Raw genomic sequence first — 21,113 nt, 5'->3', positions numbered from 1 at the left:
AACTTGTTCCAGTTTAGAAGCGCTATTCCATATCCAATAAAATCTTCACACTAAAAATCGGTTATCGGTTTTATCCTGCCAAAAATCGGTGACATCATATCCAAGCGCTGACAGCATTTGACGCAACAAAGGCAGACTTAAGCCGATGACGTTGGTATGACAGCCCTCGATTTTTTCTACAAATAGCCCACCGCGACCCTCTAGCGCAAAACACCCTGCACAACTGAGCGGCTCTTTCGTTTCGACATAAGCCTCGATTTGTCGATCGCTAATGTCAGCAAAATATACCCGCGTCATCTGGGTTTGTACCAAGGGCGGATAAGGCATCAACGCGCCCTGAACGGTTGTGTAAGGCTGCAAAAACGCATGCCCTGTAAACAGCTCACCCACATTGCCGCGCATCTTTTTCCATCGAGCGATCGCTTCGTCTGAATCTTTCGGCTTGCCGTGAATCTCGCCATCGATCGCCAAAATCGAATCACAGCCGAGAATGAGTCCGGGCGTGGTTGAAAAAAATCCAGACGGCAGTTCAGACTGCCTGGAAAAGAGCGACTGCATTGTCGATCGGGCTTTCCCTTCGGCAAGAACCTGCACCAATTTAGCCGGATCAGTAATCTGAATCTGTGACTCGTCAAAGTCACTCGGATACACCATCGCAGAAATTCCTGCCATCGCCAAGAGCCGACGACGAGCCGGAGATGCCGAAGCTAACACGAAGGGAACCACCATCGATCTAATCCACCATAAACGACTTCACCGACTTCGTGAGAATCGGAGCCATCTTCTCCCAGCGCTCCTCTGAGGTCGAAGCATTCAGCGTGTACAACTTGCTGCGATAGACGATCGCGTTGGCTAAGTTATGCCGCTTCTCCTGATTTGGCAAGGTGACTAGATATTCCAGCAGGTAATAGGTTCGATCGGCAATCTCGCGTGACTCGGCGCTGATTAGCTCCGCTGTGCGACCGGAATCAGGGGGCGCGATCGCGCTTTTACCCAACTGATACCCCACCTCGCTTGGTGTTCCCAATTCCGCTAGCTTTTTCTTACCCGGAACCGGATTAATCACCATACTGATATTTTCGGTTTGCACGATGATGTCATGAAACACCACATCTGGCCCGTTTGTCACTTTCACAGGTAGCCAGCCATTTGGATATAAAAATCGATAGCCATCGGTACTATCAATAAAGCTTTTCAGTCCACCCACGCCAGACACACAACCTTGTAGCCCTAGCGCCAGAACAACGAGCATCACCGCAATGATTCGTTTGAGCATCAAACCACTTCTCCACAAAACGTCTTACTCTGTCAAACCACGCACAAACGACGCGCTATCGGGCAGACAACATTTCTTATTCTCCCATTTTCGGGAGCGCGATCGTGCCGAGAAATTCAGAGGGAGTTGGAGAGAGTGAAGAAAACGCAGCACCCCTCTTCCCCTACTCCCCCTCCCCCTCCAACTCCCGATCAAATTTGGCAGAATGAATCAGCATCCAAAATGTCCGCTAAACTGTAAAACTGTTTGGGCAGAGCGTCTCTAGAATTGCAACTTCCCGCAAGTCTACGGAGGCACGAATTTAACTTCGGCTTCACAATTTGCTTGGCTCAGTAGATCATCCACAGATTTGTCGTGAGATTTCGGTAAAATGCTGGAACTTCGTAATTTGGGATACGCAATTCGTAGTGAGTGAAAGGAACTGTATATCAGTCGGAAGCGATCAAATTTAGAGGATTTCCACCTTCAGTCAGGTTGCTTCAATCAAACCCCCATTACGAATAAATTAATAAGGAATGAGTGCCTCCGTGAATGTAATGCAGTTGAATAGCCCACCTGCTCCGCTACCGCCCCCCACGCCGATTATTCTCGATAGTCTGCCCGATCCGCCTGTTGCCGAGGGTGTATGTCCGCGTCGCACCCGGATGCAGATCGATTTGCTGCTGTTGGCGATCGAAGCGCTGGATTTAGCAGGATCAGAAGCAATTTTGGCGGTTGCCTCGGAGTTTGAACTGCGCGGAGTGCTGAAAAATCGGGTTACTCTGTGGCGGATGCGATCGACGAACCCATTCCGCCGTTACGCCCAACGCCGACCCTTGACGCTAGTGGAAGCGAAAGCATTAGTGGTGGTGACGTGCTACTTAGCCCGCCGCTTAACGGTGCTAATTCGGCAATTATTGCTGGCGTATCAGCAACTCAGCGAAAAGAATTTATCGATCGATCATCATTTTCGCTTATCAGAATATTTAGAGAGATTTCGCGCTCACTACCGCAGCCGCATGAATCCTCGACGCGCAGGCGTAATGGCTTACAGTTCCGATGAGAAGCTAAACGAACTGGCGCTGGATTTGTTAGAGCAGCTTTTATTCTGTACGGGGACTTCTGGAGTCCAACGATTGTGGATTAGTTTGTTTGACGGAGAAGTGCAATGACGAACGCGATGACGCTGCAACGCCAGTACAGCTTGCCAAATTGCACGTTAATTTTAGAAGGCTTGTCGGATACAACCGGATTTGCACAACCAGAAATTCGCCCGGTGATGTCGCTGCTGATTAATGCAGAATGTCATTTACCCGGACAAGACAAGCCACTTGTCGGCGGGCGCGAATTTTTTGAAAGTCTGGTGACGGCTGTGAGTTTGTACGCTCAAGAATTTTTGAGCGGTGTTCATTTACCCCGGCATACTTATAGCGATCGTCCCTCATTTATTCGCTTGGAGCGGATCGATCGTGCTCATCATCGCTTGATTGTCGAAAAAGATCCGAACCATCCCAACAGTGAAGAACGAGCGGTCGATTTAACGACCGTGCAGTTGTTTGATTTGGTTGAGGCGATTGATCAATTCGTCGCTGATACTCAAACGTTGCCGTATTGGTCGCTGAATCTTTCGCCCGTTCCGAAACGGTATGCGCGATCGGGTGAACCGCTCGCTAAACAAGTCGTTCCTGCCTCGATCGGGGTATCGGGACTGGCATTGGCGGCGATCGCGTTCTTCTCGTTGCCCACGATGCGGGTGAAAACGCCAGAATGCTTAACTCCTGGGGCATCCGATTGTCCGGGTGTCGTTGCAACCCCCCCAAGTCCAGGCGCAAGCCCGATCCCTAGCCCCGTTGCTTCTCCGACTGCTGCGGCATCTCCTAGCCCAACGGCATCTCCTAGCGCTGTGACATCTCCCAGCCCAACAGCTTCTCCGGATCTAGCACAGCTTGAAACTGCGCTGAATGCGGCTCCTCCGATTACCGACCCTCAAGAATTAAGATCGCTGAGCGATCGCTTGTCGGCTCAAATTCGGGACAGATGGAAAACGCAATCGGCTGTAACCGAGGAGTTAGCTTATCGCGTTGGCGTGGCTCGCACTGGAGATGTCGTTGGGTTTAAAGCCGAAAGCCCTGCAGCACTGGATAATGCCCGACGTACACCGCTGCTCGATTTGCTGTATTTACCCGCAGATGGCAGTCCTCCATCATCAGAGCCTCTGGCGCAATATCGCGTGGTCTTCAAGCCGCAAGGAAACTTTGAAGTCACGCCGATCGCGTCGCCCACTTCCGCCACGCCTCCGAGTCCTGCGGCAAGTCCGACGACCAATACGATGATCGTTCCGAATCCAGCTTCAAGTCCCGCTGTTGCTGCAAATCCCGCGACGACTCAGACAGAACTGACCGACGAATCGACCCTCGATAACTTGCAGCCCAAACTCTACGATACGATCAATCAAAATTGGAAAGGCAGACCTCCGTTTAATCAAGATCTCGTGTTTCGAGTTCGGATTAAACCGGACGGGACGATCGCTGGGTATGAACCCGACAACTCAGTAGCAGGTCAGTACGCCAAAGACACGCCGCTCCCACAGTTAGGGAAACAGATTGATCCGAATGCCCCTGCTGAACCTGCGGCATCGTTCAAGGTGGTGTTTAAGCCGAGTGGAGTTTTGCAAATTAACCCCTGGTACGGATCGAGATAAGCAAACTCTAATCCTGTTCAAAAGCTAAACTCGCTCCGGGTCGGGACGCGAGTGCGATACCATCGAATAACTCTGAGTTTGCTAAAGCACATTTTCATGGAGCAACAACTACTTCCCACAGAGGTTATTCTGAACCATCCTCGTAAATCTCTGGGCAGTGTGCAACTCGACTGGTCGCCACAGCCCGGAGCCTATTTCGATTTGGAAGGTCAGACCTACGCTGTTCTGGAGCGTCGTCACCGCTATGAACTGAAGTCAGGGCGCTATCGCTTACACAAAGTGGCGCTGTATGTTCAAACCGCACAACGTCCGATCGAGCGATCGCTCGTTGAAGGGCGCTGGGTGCTGGGTGATGCCACTTGCGAATATAATGCGCGATCGGAGATTATGCGCTGTGCGGTTAATCCTGATGGTCTCTGTGCAGGCTGTCGTCACTACCGCCCGCAGGATTAAGCGGTTCTCCGATCGCAATTCTGGTTCCGTTGGCAAAGTCCCAGCCGGATTGAGGTCGCTTACCTGCTAGTTGGACTTGCCGCAGCAGCAATGCGCCATTTCCGGTTTGAATCACTGCCCCCCAGTTTTTCACAACACTCACCACTTCACCGGGAGAGCGGGGCTCAAACGTAATCGTCTTTAACTCTTCAAACTCGCCCAAAAATTCTGGTTCAAGCGGAATCGTTTGCAGCACTTTCAGCGCAGAATCCCGGAATGAAGTTGTACAGCTTGGATAAAATCCACGAATTTGATTGTGAAGCTCGATCGCGCTGCGCGACCAATCCAACTCATAATCGGGTTTCTTGATTAACGGTGCGTATGTTGCTTGATCGTTGTCTTGCGAAATCGGTTGGATTTCACCCTCAACCAGTTTTGGCAGGGTTTCAACGAGCAAATCTGCGCCGATCGTACTCAATCGAATGGCTAAATCCTGCGCGGAATCGAAGGGTGCGATCGGGGTCGTCGCTTTCAACAGCATCGCGCCCGTATCCATTCCCGCATCCATTAGCATTGTCGTAATTCCTGTTTCCGCTTCGCCGTAATACAGACACCACTGAATCGGAGCCGCACCCCGATATTTCGGCAAGATTGACCCGTGAACATTCACACAGCCGTATTTCGGCATATCGAGAATTTCCTGCGACAAAATTTGCCCGTACGCGACGACAACGAAAACATCGGCGTTGAGTGATCGCAAATTTTCCAGGGTTTCGGCATCTTTCTTCACGCTTTTGGGTTGCCAAACGGGAATCTGATGCGTCTGCGCCACGGATTTCACCGGGCTTGGAGATAATTCATTGCCGCGTCCGCGTCGTTTATCTGGTTGTGTAACTACAGCAACGACCTCGAACTCTGCCACTTCTAACAGCGCTTCCAACGTCGGCACAGCAAACTGAGGGGTTCCAAAAAATACAATTTTCATCAATCTAACTCTCGCTCCTGGCAGACGTTCTACACTTATTCAAGCTGATATTTTGAACCTATGAAGCCGAGATTTGCAACGATCGAAACCTGGCAGCAGGCAGAACTCTTGATGCAGCCTGCCTTCATTCGCCTAATTGACAATTTACGCAAACAACTCGATACCTCAACTTGGCGAGGGCAATACCGCGATGTCCAAGTGTGGGCAGACGACATCCCCGACGAAACCAAACAGACGGTACTTCAGCTTCAGCAGCAACTCGAAACTGCTCTCCCAGAACAAGCTGCAGAAATTCAGGAAACATTAGTGCATTTGCCCTCGCCGTATCCGGGGTATGAACTGTGTTTAGAGAAGGACGATCGACAAGTCAATATTGATCTATGGGCGTTATGCTATCGAATTTGCTTTCGATCGGAGAACGGCGAATGGCGGGATGATTTTCCGGTTGAAATCGATATGACTCTGTTTGATCCGACAGGCGAAGTGGATTGGAATCTTTTAGAAGACAAAACGAAGCGAATTGTTGAGCAGGTGTTTGAGAATCTACCGCAGGAGTAGTGCTCTACAGCTTTTTAACCGCGATCGGACTTCACAATTAGCTGGTTACTGTCTCATCTTTCGCTCGATCTCCGTAGAATCCGGGGTTTCTTGCGCCGCACTGCGCCGTCCAAAAAATCGTCGAGTATAATCCCAAACACGCATAGCGGTAGGACTCTCAGATCTTGATTTGAGGCTCGATCGCCCCATGCGTAATGCAAGGCTAACTTTTGTTCACTTTATTTTGATCCTTCTGTTGGATGTCTAGCAATTCTTATACTTGACAAGCCTTTGAATCCAAAGCTATGCCTCAAACCATCAGCGGCGCTCAAAACCAATCCTCACAGGCGACTTCCGCACAGCCTTCAACGAATTCTCATGGGCTGATGCCAGCACCTGTCCAGGTCGATACCTACGCCGATCGATTAATGGATGACTTGTTTGAGGATGTGGAAGACCTCTTATCGGGCAGCGTCCCTCCTCCTGAATCGTCCAAAGCAAGACCCAAGCCCGCGCTCGACCTTCCGCGTCCCGTTGTAGCATCTCTGGCACCGCTCGTTGCCCAGCCACAACTCCCACAATGGACTTCTCCTGCCGTTGTGCCAAAAGCTGGCAATCAAATTGCCGAGAAAGCCATCAGGCGTAACTCCCGCTTTCCCAAGTTCGTTGCGATCGTCTTTGGACTGTCGGCACTTTCTGCGGCTTCTGCGTGGCTGATTCAGCGTGGAACCATGCAGCGACTTTTTGCCGTGGCAACGCGAGAACCAGCGGTAGTCGCGTCTGTACCGAAAGCGATGTCGATCGATGCGAACGCTCAGTTTGCCCAATACATGAAACGGTCACTGGAAAACATCGATCGCAAAGCCAACCTTAAGACTCCAACCGCGATTCCAGTCGCTTTAAATAGCAGCTTACCGACGACTTCGATGCCTGGAACCGCACGATCGAATGCTGAATCAAATAAGCTGCCAGTCGTGGTGAATGTTCCTCCGCTCCCTTCGCCGATGCCCGTTGCAACCGCTCTGAGTAAGAGTCCGCAAGAGCTGAATCAAGTGCTCACGCGCTTAACTTCGGTTTTGGAGCGATTGTCGATCAATCCGGCTCCTCGGTCTGCCATGTCTGCGGCTCCGATCGCGATCCAGCCTGCTCAGGCAGTGTCTAGCGAACCGCAACGGATCTTGCGCGGCATTGCGATCGCGTCTGATCCGAGCCAATCTGCGATTCTGTTTGAAATGAATGGCGTGACTCAGCGCTATTACATCGGAGAAAGCGTCGGGTCGAGTGGTTGGAGCGTGGTGGATATTTCGAGTAATTATGTGAGTGTGCGGCGTAACGGTGAGGTTCGATCGATCTCCATGGGTCAAAAACTCTAGAATAAAGAGCAAGGATGAAGAGCGTTCTTCATCCTTCAGCCTTTCTTGGAGTTGCTTATGGGATTGTTCGACGATTTAGGACGCTTTCTAGAAACGCGGATTGACGAATTTTTGAAGGACAATCCGCAGCTTGAACTTCAGGCATTAGAAGAAAAGCTGTATCAGCAAGAACAAGAAACGCGCCGACTGCTAGCAGATCTGCGCCTGCGAGAAAAGCAGGTGGAATCTGAGATTTTAACCACGGCTCAAGAGATTCAGCGCTGGCACGTTCGGATTGAGAAGGCGCGATCGGCAGGACGAAAGGATTTAGCAGAACCTGCTGAATCACATGAAGCTTCTCTGCTGCGCGAGGGCAACCAGAAATGGGGACAAATGCAGGTGCTCAAGGAAAGAATTCAGCAAACCGAAGAACTCCAGCGCAAAATTCAGATTCGCCGTCAGGAAGTGCAATCGGAATTGCGGCAGGTGAAATCGGCTCAAGCGGCTCAAGTAGAACAACGCTGGGCGGTTGATGGCTGGAATCAAAGCTTTACTGAAACTGAGAAATCGACTGATCCACTAGAGCAAAAATTCCGGCAGTGGGAGACTCAAGAAGAACTCAACGAAATGAAGCGCAATATGGGCAAATAAAAGATTTCTGCACAGTCGGATTAATTCCGTGAAATGCCTGTACAGTGATGCTGCTACTGCTTCATGTACAGGATTTTTTCTATGACGTATTGCCTTGGAATTCTGACCCAAACAGGTTTAGTCATGGCAGCAGACTCGCGCACTAATGCGGGAGTGGACTATATTTCGACCTATCGGAAACTGTTTGATTTTTCGATCGAAGGCGATCGCGCATTGTTCTTCTGCACGTCTGGAAATCTTTCTGTCACTCAGTCAGTTCTGGCTCTAATGCGGCAGGCGATCGCTGCCAAGTCAGACATTAACCTACACACGCTGCCGAGCTTGTATGAGATTGCCCGTTATGTGGGTGGAATCATGCGACACGTGCAAGATGAGAATCGTCCGTGGTTAGAAAAAGACGGCATTGATTCTCAATCAACCATTTTGCTCGGTGGTCAAATTCGCGGGACTGCACCTGAACTGTTTATGATTTACAGCCAAGGCAATTTCATCCAAGCCTCTAAAGAAAAGCCCTTTTTGCAGATTGGTGAAGCGAAATATGGCAAACCGATTCTCGATCGCGTGTTGTCCTTTCACACTCCGATCGAGGCTGCGGCGAAGTGTGCGCTGTTGTCGATCGATTCCACGATGATCTCTAACATCTCGGTAGGCCCGCCAATTAACTTAGTGATGTACGAAGCGGATAGTTTCAAAGTTCGACATCAGCTTTGTTTGAACATTGATGCGCCTTATTTGACTCAAATTCGCAAACAGTGGGAACGGTGTTTGAACGAAGCATTTGAGCAGATGCCGAACATTGATTGGGAGCATTATTTGAGCCGCGGATCAGAGCCGCTGAATTTGTAAGGTATAGTTCATTGTTGTTTGTACTCCTCCCGATCGTGTGACTTTGCCGACAATCGGAGCCGCATACTCAGGAAGGGCACTGGCTGCGAGTGCGATGTGTCGATCACTCACCACTAATCCGTGTGTCGGATCATATCCGCGCCATCCTGCGCCCGGAAGATACACTTCTGCCCAAGCGTGAAGATGTCGATCGGGATGTTCGGGATCACCTTCTTGATAGCCGCTCACAAATCGTGCTGCCAGTCCAATCGATCGACAGACTTCCATGAATAACACGGTTAAATCTCGACAAGATCCCTGTTTCTGCGTCCAAGTGAGTCCAGCAGGATAAGGATTGCCTGTTTCCCGAGTCCTATACTGACAGCTTGTATAAATCCTCTGATTTAGTTCATTCAGAAACTGAGTCACACTGTTTCCTGAAGCTTCTGCTATTTCGTAAGCGAGTTGAAGTGCAACACTATCTGTTGAACCCACATAAGGTTGAAGTTGTTTCAATAGTGAAGTGGGATAGTCGATCGGAAGCGCGATCGCCCAGGGTTCCAGCAGGTAGTTAAACGGGTTTGGTTGTTGGGTCAGAGTTTGCGAGAGAGCTTGAACATTGAGCGAGGTGGTTAGTTCAGGAGAAAACCAAACTTTGATGAATATGTTGCCGTCGAGATCGGTGAGTTCGGATTGTGAGATCGGGATCGGTGTAACTTGCAGCGAGAACATTGTAAGCATTTGCCAGCTATCCGATCGGGGTCGCAATCGAATTAAATGCGGCTGCAAAGTTACAGGGTCGCTGTAAGTGTAAGTTGTGGTATGAGAGATTTGATACAGCACTATCTGTGTTCCGCTAACCAATGTTCTAAATCAGACAGATTTGTGAAACCCAACAGCGTTTCGCTAAGTTCTTCTAAATTCAGTCCCACATTGCCCGAATCTCCAATTGACTTAAGTTTGCGAACTTGTACATCATTATAGAGGTGACGATATCAATGAGGTTTGCTTTTTCTTTGGCGATCGCGTGTAAAATCGGGCGATCGATGTGAATCCTAACAGTAGTGATTTGGACAAAGGTGATGAATCCGAACAAAGGCAAGGTGCTGCTTGCGCTATCGTTAGTGGTTTCAGGATTGGTGGGAGTAGGGCTTGCTCTGAAACAATCACCGCCGCGTATGGCTGTGTTTGAAGCGCCACCGACAAAGATAGAGCCGATCGCAAAACCCATTCAGAAGACACCAGCACAAAGTCGATCTCAAGACATCACCAGTCAATTAGAGCAATCGAATGCGGCTCAACTGCTCAAACAGCTTTCTAAGGAAGCAGATACTAAAGTGCAAGACTCAAAAAGTACGATCGCGGGCTTCATCCAGCAGAAGACCATAGAACAGCGTGATCATCTGAAGCAGAGTGTGGTTGGTGCGCTCCGCGAAGCCATTACAGGAGAAGTGACTCAGCGATCGAGCGTGCTTTCGGATGAGTTCAAAGGCATTAAGCTATCTGCTGATCAAGCCGCTCAAGTTGAGAAAGCACATCGCCAGATGCAGACCGAAATCGTTCAACAATTGAAAAATAATCCTCGGTTAGTCAATCAACTCAAAGCAGACTTACAAGCAGGACGATTGAACCAAACGCTCTCACAATCTTTGAGTAACTACAAAGATGCAGTTGCACAAGTCCTCACACCGGAACAACAACAGAAATGGCAAAAAAACTTTGATCTAAGCAAGATTCTTAAGTAGGACGATGACTTAATCAGTAAAGAAAGCTCGAATCGCGGATAAATTCGCTCGAATCCTCACTCGCGTTCCGATTTCTAGGGCAGGTTTGATGGCGCTTAACGCTTGCAAACGGTTTCCAGAACTAAATTGAATGCAATAGCGATGCTCCCGTCCTAAAAACTGTCGATCGACCACGACGATCGCACCGTTCGCATCAGGTTCTAAACGAATATCTTCCTGCCGAATCATCAAATCTGCTTGATCTGAGATCGGATCACTTAGATGGTTAAGAACGATTGTTCCGATCTCAGTTTTCCAGCCTTTGCTATCAAAAGTTGCAGGTAAAAAATTCCCCTGCGTGACAAACTCAGCAACATATCGCGTAGCAGGCTCACTATAAAGCGCTTCAGGAGTAGCTAACTGCTCAATCCGCCCTTGGTTCATCACGGCAACACGATCGGAAATTGATAATGCTTCTTCTTGATCGTGGGTAACAAAAATTGCAGTTGTTCCCACTGTTTTGATAATTGAGCGGATTTCTTGACGCAGGTGCGCTCGCACTTGCACATCTAAATTGCTCAAAGGCTCATCGAGCAAAATTAGAGCGGGCTGAGGCGCTAACGCTCTCGCAAGGGCGACCCGCTGCTGCTGTCCTCCAGAAAGCTCGTGCGGATAGCGCTTTTCTAAGCCAGACAGTCCAACTTGAGCGATCGCGTCGGCAATCAGCTTTTTGGCTTCCTTAGAAGGATAGCTCGATCTCTTTCGACGAGATTTTTTTAACCCAAAGCCCACATTCTCTGCCAAGGTCAGATGCGGAAACAGCGCATAGTCCTGAAACACCATCCCAATATCGCGCTGTTCGGGGGGGAGCCATCGCTTTGCGCCTGCGACTTCCTGCCCTGCAAGCTCGATACTGCCGGATTGAGGACGCTCAAATCCGGCAATTAATCGCAATAACGTTGTTTTCCCACAGCCAGAAGCACCCAAGAGGCTCAATAGCTCTCCCTGCCGCAGTTTCAGAGATACTGCATCAACCACAGGAGTATCAGAAAACCGTTTTGAAACGTTGTCAAGTTGCAGGAGAATGGATTCAAGCATTTTTGATGATGTCGAGCTTATTGAGACTTATCATCAACAATTTTGGAACCACAGTAAAGTAGTTTGAAGAATTTGTTCAAAACTGTATGCAGATTTCATCGGAGAAAAAGACGGGGCTGAGTGGCTGGACAATGTTGGTGATGGCGATCGCTTTATTAATCGCACTTCCAATTATTTCAGTTTTAAGTGGATTGTTCGCAGATGCGCGATCAGTTTGGCAACATCTAGCCGAAACGGTGTTGTCAACTTATGTGATCAATTCCCTGTTGTTAATGGTTTGGGTTGCACTCGGAGTCGGTGTAATTGGAACTGGAACCGCTTGGCTGGTGACGATGTGCCGTTTTCCGGGAAGTCGGATTTTAACGTGGGCATTGTTGCTACCGTTAGCTGCTCCAGCGTACATCTTGGCGTACACCTATACCGATCTGCTTGATTATTACGGAATTGTGCAGATGAGTTTGCGATCGTGGTTCGGTTGGAAAACAATGCAGGATTACTGGTTTCCGAATGTGCGATCGCTCTGGGGTGCTGCATTGATGCTCGTTCTGGTGCTGTATCCGTATGTGTATTTGTTGGCGCGATCGGCATTTCTTTCACAGTCGGTTTGTACGATCGAAGCAAGTCGGAGTCTCGGTTGTAGCCCTTGGCAAAGCTTTAGAAAAGTAGCATTACCGTTAGCGCGTCCCGCGATCGTAGCGGGATTGTCGCTTGCATTGATGGAAACGCTGAATGACTATGCAACCGTACAGTTTTTTGAGGTGAGTACCTTTACAACTGGAATTTATCGTACTTGGTTTGGCATGGGTGAAAGACTGGCTGCGACTCAGTTATCTGCGTTTTTGTTGATGTTTATTTTTGCTCTGATTCTGTTAGAACAGCTCTCACGCGGACGGGGAAAATACTATCAGTCGAGTGGATCACAGTCGATTCAGAAATACCAGCTTCGAGGCTTGAGGGCGATCGCAGCTTTGCTGTTCTGTTTAGTGCCCTTATTGCTAGGCTTCTTTGTTCCTGGAGGATTTTTATTAAAAATGACTTTGGACAATTGGGAGCAAGCCTTTGATCAGCGATTTTGGGACTTTGCTAGCAATAGTTTAATTGTCTCAGGGTTAGCGGCAGGAGTTGCAATCGTCATCGGCATCATTCTGGCGTATGGATTGCGCTTGAATCGATCGATCACGATGCGGATTGCAGCTTACGTTGCTTCAATGGGCTATGCGGTGCCAGGATCAGTGATTGCGGTTGGAGTTTTAGTGCCGTTTGGATTGTTCGATAATGCGATCGATAGCTGGATGCGATCGACCTTCAACATTTCGACTGGATTATTACTCAGTGGAACTATCTTTGCGCTCATCTTTGCTTATTTGGTGAGATTCCTAGCCTTGTCCTTTAATAGCATCGAAGCAAGTTTGACGAACATTAAACCGAGCTTAGATGATGCGTCTCGGAGTTTAGGATTTGGAGCAACGAATACACTGTTCCGCATTCACATCCCGCTATTGTGGAAAGGCGTTCTGGCGGCTGCAATTTTAGTGTTTGTCGATGTCATGAAGGAACTTTCTGCAACCTTGATTATCCGACCGTTTAACTTTGATACATTAGCGGTTCACGTCTACAACCTCGCCTCCGATGAACGATTGGCAGAAGCTTCTGGATCAGCACTGGCGATCGTGCTAGTTGGTTTAATTCCGGTGATGCTGCTGAGTTGGCAAATGGAGAAAAGGTAAGATAATGCGAGTTCAACGGGAAGGATTCGCTTCGATGCTGTATCTGGGTCGTCCCCTAAATTCCCCATGAGTGCAAGGCAGATCGGCAGTCTTACATTTGATTAGACTTCTGATTAGGCTTCTCTACTTCCCGATTAAGCAATGATGCAACCCTCTGAAAACCAACGTTCCTACACAGCAAATTTATTCACCTATTGTCTGATTGCTTTCGGCTGGTCTTGGCTCTGTTGGCTCTGCGCGAATCTTTGTGCGAATCTTGTTTTACCCTTTGCAGAAGTTGCCGCAACGGTCTTAGGGATTTTAGCCAGTTTTGGGCCTTCTCTAGCCGCGATCGTTTTATCTGCTTTGGGATCATCGAGAATTCGTGCATTTTTAACGCAGTCCTGCCATTGGCGCGTCAGTTGGATACCAAGATTGATACCACTGTTGCATCTGATTGATGTCATCTGTTTGAGTTTTAATCACCGATGTAGCTAAATCCCGAAGTTCAGGATGCTGGGGATTTGACAGTAACATTTGTGCCATCATGACTGCCATTTGATGGTGCGGAATCATCTCTTCTAGAAAAGCTCGATCGAAGTCTTTTGCAGATTGTAGCGCTGCAAGATCGCTTCGCATCCTCATCATTCCTTGGTGTCTCATACCAGAATTATGAACACCAGACTGCCATGCAGGAACCTCCGTTCCGTACCACTGCTTGTACCAGGTTCTCATCTGCTCAATTTCGCGCGTTTGAGTGGTTTGAATGGTGCTTGCTAACGTTTTAAGCTCAGGATGCGTTGCGCGCTGTAGAGCTAACTTAGACATCTCTACAGCATCTTCATGATGCGGAATCATCATTACAATAAAGTGCTGATCAGCTTGTCCGTGTCTTCTGAGTTCTAAGGGAGTAGGTGTCGAACGATCGGGAGTTGCTGAATTTAAGTCAGTCTGAGAGGGCTGACTGCTAGAAAAAGTTGGAGCCGTTGGCTTAGCGGTCAGCAGAATCAAGGCGGCAATAATGCTTCCGGCTAGAACACCAGCAAGACTATAAAAAATAATCGGTTGGCGATGAATCATAATTCCTCCTCTATTAGGAGATGGAAGCGATTTTTAGAGTGCGGGCACTGAGGAATTGTGAAGCGAAAGTATTCCCCGATGCTTTACTCTTAGTTTAACTTGTTTGCTCAGGGTCAAGTCTTGAAAAGAGCGATCGAATTTTTCCTTGAGGTGCCTTACTAAATGACGTACTCTCAGGAAAGATAAACAGCAAATTACATCTGAAGCGGCATCTCTCATGATAGTTAAGCGCATTTTGATGATCGACGATGATTCCTTAATTCGAGAAGTGACCCAAATTTGTCTAGAAACGGTTGCAGGCTGGGAAGTGACAACTGCTGGCTCCGGACAAGAAGGATTAGCCAAGGCTGAGACAACGCAGCCAGACGCGATTTTACTCGACGTGATGATGCCTGACATGGATGGAATTTCAACCTTTCAGAAATTACAGTCCAACCCTATAACTCAGTCTATTCCAGTAATTTTGCTCAGCGCAAAAGTCCTACCAGACGAGCGTTCCTCTTACGAAAAGATGGGATTTAAGGCTGTAATCGTCAAGCCCTTCGAGCCAGTCCACTTATCAGCCGAAATTGCTCAAGTGCTAGGCTGGGACACTCCAAGAGTTTGAGGGCGTTAGCGTGGCTTCACAGACAGGCTCTGATTCAAGCTCTGATTATAGACAAAAGCTTGACTATCCTCACAACTTCCTCAGATTGCTTAATTAAGATGAGCACATTGCAAATGGGTGAAAACAATGTTTCAAAAAATTCTCGCTGTTCTCGACCCTACTCAATCCTGTCATTGTGTTCTGACTACGGCTCTTAGTTACGCCAGAGCAAATCAAGCTCAGATCCGTCTGATAACTTCATCTGAAGATAAGCTTCTAATCGAGGCTGGGAGTGATGCTTACATCGACATCGCTCAGCTTGTAGAACAAACAGATCAAGCCTTAGTTGAAGCAGCTCAGCTTTGGAATGCGGATCTTATTGTTACGGCTCGCGCTTTGAATCCAGAGTTGCAGCGAACATTGCCTTGCTCGGTTTTGATCGTGCGGCAAGACGATCAAACGATTTCAATCACCATGCAGTTAAAACCGCTAGCTCCCAACTTAGAAGTACGTAGCCATCTAGAAAGACTCCTCGCTCTCACTCCCAGTTTGTAACTTGAACTGACGCAATCTCTTTGTCGATTTGTAACTGTTCCACACCAGGAGAATGCGAACCTTTTAAACTTGGCAATGAGGAATAATACAGTCGAGAAGATGTTCTATGAGAATTCTAGTCATCGAAGACGACAGGTTGACCGCAGAGACGCTCGCGACCATTCTCACTGCTCATCACTACGCGATCGAAGTTGCAACAACCGGAAAAGCAGGACTCGCCCTGCTTAATAGCTTTGAATATGACTTACTAATTCTAGATATAGGACTACCTGATCTCGACGGCATCGAAGTTTGTCGGCGTATCCGCTCAATTCCAGCCCAACTCCCGATTCTGCTCCTAACTGCTTATCAGAGCTATCACGATCGAGCGCTTGGGCTTGATGCAGGCGCGGATGATTACTTGGTCAAGCCCTTCGATGAGGAGGAGCTAATGGCACGAATTCGCGCCCTGCTTAGACGAGGGAATGCTGCATCCTCACCGCTCCTAGAATGGAACGACCTTCAACTCGATCCGAGTACCTGTGAAGTTCAGTATCGATCGCATCCCCTCATCCTTACGCCTAAAGAATATGCACTGCTTGAACTCTTTCTGCGTAACGGACGGCGCGTTTTTAGCTGCGGTAGTATCATCGAACACTTATGGGCATTTGAAGATGCACCCAGTGAAGAAGCGGTCAGAACACACATTAAAGGATTGCGGCAAAAGCTTAAGTCCGCAGGTGCACCCCCTGATTTTATCGAAACAGTATATGGAATAGGCTATCGATTGAAGCCAATCAGTTCAGTTCCTACTGATGCTCGATCGGTAAAACAGGAGCTTCGATCGAAACTGAGTACAATCTGGCACCATCACAAAGATCAAGTCACTCAGCAAATTGCCATCATTGAGAAGTCGGTGCATCAGGCAAATGCGAGAGTACAGCCGCAAGCGATTCAGCAAGCTCATTCACTCATAGGATCACTCGGATCGCTGGGTTTTTCAGAAGGATCGCAAATTGCACGCCAGATTGAATCGATTCTAGCGAAACCATCCCTGAACGCCAAAAGCTTAAATCAATTGAAGGAACTGATCTCAACTTTGCGCCGAGTGATTGATCTTCCTGCTTCTACAACTGATCAAACCTGCGCGGAATCGCGTACAAAAGAATCCCGTACAAAAGAATCGCGTACAGATCTACCTAAAGCAACCATACCCCAGCCCCTCATCTTGATCGTCTCGCGTGATCCTAGTTTTATTAACCCAATTGAAAGAGAGATGTGCGTCTGGAACTATCAAAACGCGATCGCATCAACTCCTAAATCCGTCATTAAGCTTTGTGAGAATGAATCCCCCAGCCTTGTCCTGCTTGATCTCGAATGCTTTGACTCGTTAAACACTGGACTAGAATTGCTTTCATCTTTTCAGCACCATTCTCCTGTAATTCCGGCGATCGTATTTACGGCTCGAAATGACTTTACTGAGCGTTTAGAAGTGGTTCGACGAGGCGGACGACTTCTGCTTCCAAGATCAACCACAGGAGCACAAACTCTAGAAGCAATTCATCAAGTCATTCCAAAAACTCCACACCCTTCAGCAAGGATTTTAATAGTAGACGATGATATTGCTCTATTAGGGGTCTTAGTTAAACGATTAAGCCTATCGGGCTTAAATGTATTCACTTTGAATAATCCCCACTGCCTTTGTGAAGCCCTAGAAACCATTGCACCAGATGTGTTAATACTCGATCTTGAGTTCTCGGATGTGAATGGAATTGAGCTATGTCAGGTCGTTCGTAATGACTGGCGCTGGCTTCATCTCCCTATAATCATACTGGCAACACAGTCGCGCTCTGATGCAATCGCGCCAGCCTTTACTGCTGGAGCCGATGATTTCGTTAGCAAGCCAATCCTTGAATCAGAGTTAGTAGCACGTCTATTCAACCAATTAGAGCGAGTAAAATTGTTGCGACAGTTCACAGAAACTGATTGGCTTACAGGCGTTGCAAACCGACAAAAATCGACACAAAGCCTAGAGGCATTTTTACGATCGTCAGGCTATAATAATCAACCGACTGCGCTTGCAGTAATTGACATCGATCGCTTACGAGATGTGAATGCTCAATACGGTCATACAGCAGGAGATTCCGTGCTGCGGCAGTTTGCTATTTTGCTCCAACAATCTTTCTGCGACGAGGATATTGTTGCTCGCTGGGGCGGCGAAGAATTTGTCGTTGGAATGTATGGCATGACGCGAGAAGACGGTGTACAGCGCTTGATTCGAGTGCTAGAACGCATCAATCAGCAAGCAATGCTAACCGACACTGGGGAAGCCTTGCAAGTGACCTTCAGTGCAGGAGTTGCACAGTATCCCGCTGACGGCAAAGACTTAAGGACTCTGTATCGTGTTGCAAATTTGGCACTCCGTCAAGCAAAACGATTGCAGCAAGAAGCGCATCCCTATAGTTCAATTCTTCCCGCAGAATCCGAACTTTTGCTGAAATCCTGATCGCTTTGTACTTCTGTCGAGTTTCTTATTGCTTTTTCATCTTGGTAGTGGTCTAGACCTGGAGATGCCTTTCGTTGCAATGCTGATTGCTGATAGGTTCTGTTATCTTGCTCCACAGGTCTAGACCATTACCGAAAGATGACTGGTTCTCGTTAGAGGGTATTATTGCCTTGAATCAGACCTATCCATTAGACATACATATCCATTAACTTGGACGGAGCTTCTCAATCTCAGATCTCAGCTTGGTTAGATCGGTAAAGCGATCGCACACATTAATCAAGCTCTCGCTCACCATTGTCGGTAAGCTGACAACTTCAACTTGAACACCCCGATACGACACATGGTTCACTGCATAAGTTAAATCTCCAGTGCCACTCAGTAATACGATCGTGTCGCAGTGTTCGGAAAGCGTCAGCATATCAACCGCCATTTCAATGTTGAGATCTGCTTTTTTAGAGCCATCGGGATATTGAATTAAGTCTTTAGCGATAACTCGATAGCCGTTATGGCGCATCCAGAGCAGAAAGCGCTGCTGTTTCTCATTCGCTCGATCGACTCCAGTATAGAAATAGGCGCGAATCAGCGATCGACCTTTGGTTAAACAGTGCAACAGTCGGGTATAGTCAATCTCGACCCCAAGCTGCATCGCTGCATAAAACAAGTTGGCACCATCGATAAAAACAACGATTCGTTCAGATGGAGCGGTTCCAGGTTGGTTAACGCTTGGAAGCGGTGAACTGGGTTGCGTAGAGGCTTGAGTCGATCGTGAAACTAATTGCATCGGAACCACTCCTAGAACATAGAGAGCTAGTCAATCAGCATCAAGAACATAAAACTCTGCCTCGGTCTTCCAAAGCTGAGAGCGTCTACAAGCCCAAGAGAGTAGCGCAGTCTTGCAGGCGGCTTAATTCTTTTTATATTCCTTAACACTTTCCTTAGATTTAACCCGATTTCTCTTGAAGGGGCTAAAGCAGTTTAGAAAATTATACAAAACTTAGTTTTCGGTAGGAAAAATAAGAGCGATCGCATACTCAACAGCGAAAGTATACGAATTTATCGTCAAAATTATTCCTGTTGAAGCTCGATTCAACCCTGAATCAACTTAGATCTGAAGCTGCAACCCAGTGCAAGTAGATTGCAGAAGCAGACGATCGCAAACAAAATCGGCCTCGATCTCAGCCTGTTTCTCAGGGCAGAAGCAATTGAATTTTAGATAGCAGTAGAATTTGCACCACTATTGCTGAGGATAAGACGGTGCCGCAAAATCTTGAACTTTTACAAGTCCCTGCCATCACGCTCGAAACTGTAGAGATTGAGGTCGTGATTCGACCCGATTTAGGCGCACGAATCGATCGCTTACTCGACAAACGCACCGGGCACGATTGGATCTGGCACCCGCCGCACTATGACTCTACGCAAACCAGAACGATCGCAATTGGCGAATCCTTCGATCGGCATTGGACAGGGGGCTGGGATGAAATCTTCCCAAACGATACAGCAGGAGAGTTCCAAGGACGGCAATTGGTGGATCACGGAGAGTTTTGGTCAGGGTCTTGGACTGTCTTAGAACACAAGCCGGACTGCCTCACGCTCGGCTTAACTTGTCATACAGTTCCGGTTCAAGTTCAAAAAACGATCCGTGTCGAAAAGGCTGAGATTCAACTAGGCTACGAATTCAAGAATCTCTCGGATCAGCCCGTTTCATTTTTGTTCAAACAACACGCAGCGATCGCGATCGAGGCAGGCGACGAAATTATCTTGCCCGATTGCGATATCGAACCCGTCGTGCTCGACTTTAGCCGCATTATTGGACAGCCCGGAAAAACAAGATTTCCTACTGCGCTCGATAAAAACGGTGAAGTGGTTTATCTTCATCAAGCTCCGGCGCGATCGTCGCAGCTCCAGGAGTTTTACTACAGTTCTGGATTATCGATCGGGCAATGTGGCGTGAGAAATCCGCAATCGTGCTCCAGTCTGATGATGAATTTTAGTTTGAATGATTTTCCTTATGTTTGGATGTTCCAAAGCTACGGCGGCTGGAACGATTATTACGTACTTGTGATGGAGCCTTGTACAACGATGCCGTATGACCTAGAAATTGCAGAACGCAATGGCACGATCGCAACTTTAGAACCCTATCAAATCCAATATCGTCAACTGAAACTGAAACTCGAGCGCGATTAAAAAGAAAATCGGGAATGACAAACGAACCCATTCCCGGCTCCCCATTCCTTATTCAATATCGTCGTGAGCAAAGCGGTTGTAAAGGAAGTCTAGCGCTTGGTTCCGCAAATCGTAGTAGAGCGGATCTTCCATCACTTGAGCACGATCGCGAGGACGAGCAAACGGAATCGTAAGGATTTCTCCGATCGTTGCTTCGGGGCCATTCGTCATCATTACTAGACGATCCGCGAGGAACAACGCTTCGTCGATATCGTGCGTTACCATCAGCACGGTACAACCATGATCCAAGCAGATCTTTGCGAGTTCTTCCTGCAATTCTTCTTTGGTAATTGCGTCCAATGCTCCAAATGGCTCATCGAGAACCAGCACTTCAGGACGGAGCGACAAGGCACGAGCGATCGCAACGCGCTGTCTCATCCCACCTGACATCTGAGGCGGCTTTTTCTGCGCAGCTTCCGACAAACCCACCATCGCCAAGTGTTCATTGACGATCGTGGTTTTCTCAGAGTTCGATTTTTGTGGGAAAACGGAATCGATCGCCAAATAAACGTTCTCAAACGCAGTCAACCAGGGAAGCAGCGCATAGTTTTGGAACACCATCATGCGATCAGGACCTGGCTTTTCAACCAGTTTCCCTTTCAGTCTCACTTCGCCTTCAGTCGGAGTAACAAACCCAGAAACCGTGTTCAGCATCGTGGACTTACCGCAGCCAGAGTGACCGATCACACAGATAAACTCACCCTGCTTCACGTCAAGATGAATATCTTTAATGATCGTTTGAGGTCCAGTACGAGTGTTATAGACCTTAACGACATTCTTTAAAGTAAGAAACGGTTGGGTCAACGATGAGTGAACAGAAGTAATGGTACCTGATGCTGTTGTGTTCATGGCAATGGGGAGATTCATAGAGATGAAGCTGTGAGGTTATGAATGTGGACATTGGCGAGAATCAGGGGC

Annotated in this window: 21 protein-coding genes; 13 read left to right on the top strand and 8 right to left on the bottom strand. The window is 48.1% G+C overall.

The window, feature by feature from the left end:
* Positions 1-45: 45 nt before the first annotated feature.
* The gene (locus tag NC981_RS05525) at positions 46-729 is read right to left on the bottom strand and encodes a nucleoside triphosphate pyrophosphatase (RefSeq protein WP_348241904.1); all 684 of its coding nucleotides are present in this window, start codon (positions 727-729) and stop codon (positions 46-48) included.
* 4 nt (positions 730-733) lie between these two features.
* Positions 734-1,276: a photosystem II reaction center PsbP gene (gene psbP, locus NC981_RS05520; protein WP_190375568.1), complete on the bottom strand. Its 543-nt coding sequence runs from the start codon at positions 1,274-1,276 to the stop codon at positions 734-736.
* A gap of 515 nt (positions 1,277-1,791) precedes the next feature.
* Between psbP and NC981_RS05515 the strand changes: the two genes are divergently transcribed.
* The 3 genes from NC981_RS05515 (at position 1,792) to NC981_RS05505 (ending at position 4,409) form a co-directional block, all read left to right on the top strand.
* A complete protein-coding gene (locus tag NC981_RS05515; protein WP_190375567.1) occupies positions 1,792-2,427 on the top strand; it encodes a DUF3038 domain-containing protein in 636 nt (211 codons plus the stop codon).
* On the top strand, positions 2,424-3,956 hold the full coding sequence (locus NC981_RS05510) for a DUF4335 domain-containing protein (protein ID WP_348241901.1): 1,533 nt from the start codon (positions 2,424-2,426) through the stop codon (positions 3,954-3,956). Before NC981_RS05515 ends, NC981_RS05510 begins: the two co-directional genes overlap by 4 nt.
* A gap of 96 nt (positions 3,957-4,052) precedes the next feature.
* Complete coding sequence (locus tag NC981_RS05505; protein WP_190375565.1) at positions 4,053-4,409, top strand: DUF6464 family protein; 357 nt, start codon at positions 4,053-4,055, stop codon at positions 4,407-4,409.
* On the opposite strand, the gene fmt is transcribed toward NC981_RS05505, so the two are convergent.
* A complete protein-coding gene (gene fmt, locus NC981_RS05500; protein ID WP_348241899.1) occupies positions 4,357-5,373 on the bottom strand; it encodes a methionyl-tRNA formyltransferase in 1,017 nt (338 codons plus the stop codon). The genes NC981_RS05505 and fmt overlap by 53 nt on opposite strands.
* 60 nt (positions 5,374-5,433) lie before the next feature.
* Between fmt and NC981_RS05495 the strand changes: the two genes are divergently transcribed.
* From NC981_RS05495 to NC981_RS05480, 4 genes are all read left to right on the top strand, one after another.
* On the top strand, positions 5,434-5,931 hold the full coding sequence (locus tag NC981_RS05495) for a hypothetical protein (protein ID WP_190375563.1): 498 nt from the start codon (positions 5,434-5,436) through the stop codon (positions 5,929-5,931).
* 284 nt (positions 5,932-6,215) lie between these two features.
* A complete protein-coding gene (locus tag NC981_RS05490; protein WP_348241897.1) occupies positions 6,216-7,283 on the top strand; it encodes a hypothetical protein in 1,068 nt (355 codons plus the stop codon).
* A gap of 57 nt (positions 7,284-7,340) precedes the next feature.
* Positions 7,341-7,913, top strand: a complete 573-nt coding sequence (locus NC981_RS05485; RefSeq protein ID WP_190375561.1) for a TIGR04376 family protein — start codon at positions 7,341-7,343, stop codon at positions 7,911-7,913.
* Between the two features lie 81 nt (positions 7,914-7,994).
* Positions 7,995-8,759: a proteasome-type protease gene (locus NC981_RS05480; RefSeq protein ID WP_348241895.1), complete on the top strand. Its 765-nt coding sequence runs from the start codon at positions 7,995-7,997 to the stop codon at positions 8,757-8,759.
* On the opposite strand, the gene NC981_RS05475 is transcribed toward NC981_RS05480, so the two are convergent.
* On the bottom strand, positions 8,739-9,581 hold the full coding sequence (locus NC981_RS05475) for a transglutaminase family protein (protein WP_348241893.1): 843 nt from the start codon (positions 9,579-9,581) through the stop codon (positions 8,739-8,741). The genes NC981_RS05480 and NC981_RS05475 overlap by 21 nt on opposite strands.
* 239 nt (positions 9,582-9,820) lie before the next feature.
* Between NC981_RS05475 and NC981_RS05470 the strand changes: the two genes are divergently transcribed.
* A complete protein-coding gene (locus NC981_RS05470; RefSeq protein ID WP_348241891.1) occupies positions 9,821-10,483 on the top strand; it encodes a hypothetical protein in 663 nt (220 codons plus the stop codon).
* 9 nt (positions 10,484-10,492) lie between these two features.
* Here NC981_RS05470 and NC981_RS05465 read toward each other — a convergent pair whose 3' ends face one another.
* Positions 10,493-11,560: an ABC transporter ATP-binding protein gene (locus NC981_RS05465; protein WP_348241889.1), complete on the bottom strand. Its 1,068-nt coding sequence runs from the start codon at positions 11,558-11,560 to the stop codon at positions 10,493-10,495.
* Positions 11,561-11,646: 86 nt separating this feature from the next.
* Here NC981_RS05465 and NC981_RS05460 point away from each other — a divergent pair, with 86 nt between their 5' ends.
* Positions 11,647-13,287: an iron ABC transporter permease gene (locus NC981_RS05460; protein ID WP_348241887.1), complete on the top strand. Its 1,641-nt coding sequence runs from the start codon at positions 11,647-11,649 to the stop codon at positions 13,285-13,287.
* 372 nt (positions 13,288-13,659) lie between these two features.
* Here NC981_RS05460 and NC981_RS05455 read toward each other — a convergent pair whose 3' ends face one another.
* The gene (locus tag NC981_RS05455; RefSeq protein WP_348241885.1) at positions 13,660-14,346 is read right to left on the bottom strand and encodes a DUF305 domain-containing protein; all 687 of its coding nucleotides are present in this window, start codon (positions 14,344-14,346) and stop codon (positions 13,660-13,662) included.
* A gap of 217 nt (positions 14,347-14,563) precedes the next feature.
* Between NC981_RS05455 and NC981_RS05450 the strand changes: the two genes are divergently transcribed.
* The 3 genes from NC981_RS05450 (at position 14,564) to NC981_RS05440 (ending at position 17,972) form a co-directional block, all read left to right on the top strand.
* A complete protein-coding gene (locus NC981_RS05450) occupies positions 14,564-14,953 on the top strand; it encodes a response regulator (RefSeq protein WP_348241883.1) in 390 nt (129 codons plus the stop codon).
* A 126-nt stretch (positions 14,954-15,079) separates the two neighbouring features.
* Positions 15,080-15,487, top strand: coding sequence for a universal stress protein (locus tag NC981_RS05445; RefSeq protein ID WP_348241881.1), 408 nt, complete (start codon positions 15,080-15,082; stop codon positions 15,485-15,487).
* A 106-nt stretch (positions 15,488-15,593) separates the two neighbouring features.
* Complete coding sequence (locus NC981_RS05440) at positions 15,594-17,972, top strand: response regulator (RefSeq protein WP_348241879.1); 2,379 nt, start codon at positions 15,594-15,596, stop codon at positions 17,970-17,972.
* A gap of 205 nt (positions 17,973-18,177) precedes the next feature.
* Here NC981_RS05440 and NC981_RS05435 read toward each other — a convergent pair whose 3' ends face one another.
* Entirely contained in the window at positions 18,178-18,753 is a 576-nt protein-coding gene (locus tag NC981_RS05435) for an NYN domain-containing protein (RefSeq protein ID WP_348241877.1), read from the bottom strand.
* A gap of 473 nt (positions 18,754-19,226) precedes the next feature.
* Here NC981_RS05435 and NC981_RS05430 point away from each other — a divergent pair, with 473 nt between their 5' ends.
* Positions 19,227-20,156, top strand: coding sequence for a hypothetical protein (locus tag NC981_RS05430; protein ID WP_348241875.1), 930 nt, complete (start codon positions 19,227-19,229; stop codon positions 20,154-20,156).
* A 48-nt stretch (positions 20,157-20,204) separates the two neighbouring features.
* Here NC981_RS05430 and NC981_RS05425 read toward each other — a convergent pair whose 3' ends face one another.
* Positions 20,205-21,044 (bottom strand): nitrate ABC transporter ATP-binding protein, encoded by an 840-nt coding sequence (locus tag NC981_RS05425; RefSeq protein WP_348241873.1) that lies wholly within the window; start codon positions 21,042-21,044, stop codon positions 20,205-20,207.
* Positions 21,045-21,113: the final 69 nt, after the last annotated feature.

The sequence above is a fragment of the Leptolyngbya sp. DQ-M1 genome (assembly GCF_039962505.1).
GTDB lineage: Bacteria > Cyanobacteriota > Cyanobacteriia > Leptolyngbyales > Leptolyngbyaceae > Leptolyngbya.
Note: the sequence above shows the minus strand (reverse complement) of the source record. Positions and strands in the feature narration are given on the sequence as shown.